Origin of the sequence: Enterococcus sp. DIV1298c (genome assembly GCF_017316315.1) — a bacterium.
Taxonomy (GTDB): domain Bacteria; phylum Bacillota; class Bacilli; order Lactobacillales; family Enterococcaceae; genus Enterococcus_B; species Enterococcus_B mangumiae.
Genome location: NZ_JAFLWG010000083.1, coordinates 1 through 1388, shown reverse-complemented (window position 1 = coordinate 1388; position 1388 = coordinate 1). Strand labels below are relative to the sequence as shown.

Sequence of the window (1388 nt, the reverse complement as noted above, 5' to 3'; positions counted from 1 at the left end):
TGAAAGAAAATGGCGGGATCTTAAATAATTTTGGTGTGGTTGAGTATGTGGATGGCATTGCGCCAGGAATCTTCTGTATCGTTAAGGGACAAAATGAAGGCGTCCAGCATGAATTGAACTATCTAATGAAAAAAGGGGAGAGAGATCATCACCTCTTATACCGTCCGTATCATCTATGCAGTTTAGAAACACCATTGACGATTGCTCGAGCAGTCTTGGAAAACGATACAGCTATCGTGCCTATGGGCGCACCAATTTCTGAAACAGTTGCTGTAGCGAAGCGTGATATCAAAGCAGGTGAGAAAATTGATGGCATCGGTGGTTATTGTGTTCGAGGTGTACTTGAGACACATGCAGACATGAAGAAAAATGGCAATGTGCCAATCGGATTAGTCGGCGGTGGTTCAGTAGCAAAACGTGACATCAAAGATGGTGCGTTCTTGACAATGGACGATATCGAACTGGATGAATCGACAACAGTGTTCAAGATCCGTCGATTGCAGGACGAAACATTCGCGTAAGATTAGGAGGCTGACGATGCATAAAACGAAGATAACTCAGATTGGTCATATCGTTGAAGATTTTGCTGAAGAATTTTTATTGGTTCTTTTTGGACCTGAAGCACCACCTGAATTAAGAGATATTTGTGTGATCCATGAGAACGTGACAAAGCCAGAGAATGTGTTGAGAAAAAACGCTACGCTAAAAATTGGTCAAAATAAATATCGAATACTTGAAGTTGGCTCAGACGCGAATGCGAATTACGAATCACTAGGACATATCTCGGTTTATTTTAGAGAAACTGAAAATAATGAGATCCTTCCTGGAGCAATTTTAGTGGAGCCAAAAGTTTTTCCGACACTTGAATTAGGGGACGAGATCACTATAGAGTGACAATTGAAAAAGTAAATTTTGTTTGACTGATTGTTATGATATTTGATCAATGAAAAAAATGGTTGAAAAATATAATCAAGAATCACTCGAAGCTACAGTAAGCTTTGAGTGATTTTTTTGGTGTACATTAACCTGTTACGAGAGGGATTTAATGATGAAACTAAAATAACGATGATAAACTATCGGTTATTGCTTGAAGGAATAAATATTCGTGATTTCTGGATAATAAATCGATTATTCTCGATCACTTATTTGAAAAAAAATAGACCTTTCTTATCATTTTATTTCTAAAAAAAAGACGATACTTCAAATGTGGAGTGTTTTTCTATCATCTGGAAACATTATAATTTCCAATAGATACATTAAAAAAGAATGTTTATGGAAAAGTATTTTAACTGCGATGTAATCAGTAGCATATCGATAGTTTTTTATCCAAAGAATGTAAACGGATTTATTTAAATTGGAATCAAAGGAATGACATTAAACATAACAAT

Annotated in this window: 2 protein-coding genes; both read left to right on the top strand. The window is 36.1% G+C overall.

Going from position 1 to position 1388, the window contains the following annotated elements; translation table 11 throughout:
• A partial coding sequence (locus JZO83_RS14095; RefSeq protein ID WP_242542693.1) for an SAF domain-containing protein occupies positions 1 to 521 on the top strand: 521 nt, incomplete at its 5' end.
• A 16-nt stretch (positions 522 to 537) separates the two neighbouring features.
• Positions 538 to 894 carry a PTS glucitol/sorbitol transporter subunit IIA gene (locus JZO83_RS14090; protein ID WP_207116114.1) on the top strand — a complete coding sequence of 119 codons (357 nt, stop codon included), beginning with the start codon at positions 538 to 540 and terminating at the stop codon, positions 892 to 894.
• Positions 895 to 1388 lie beyond the last annotated feature (494 nt).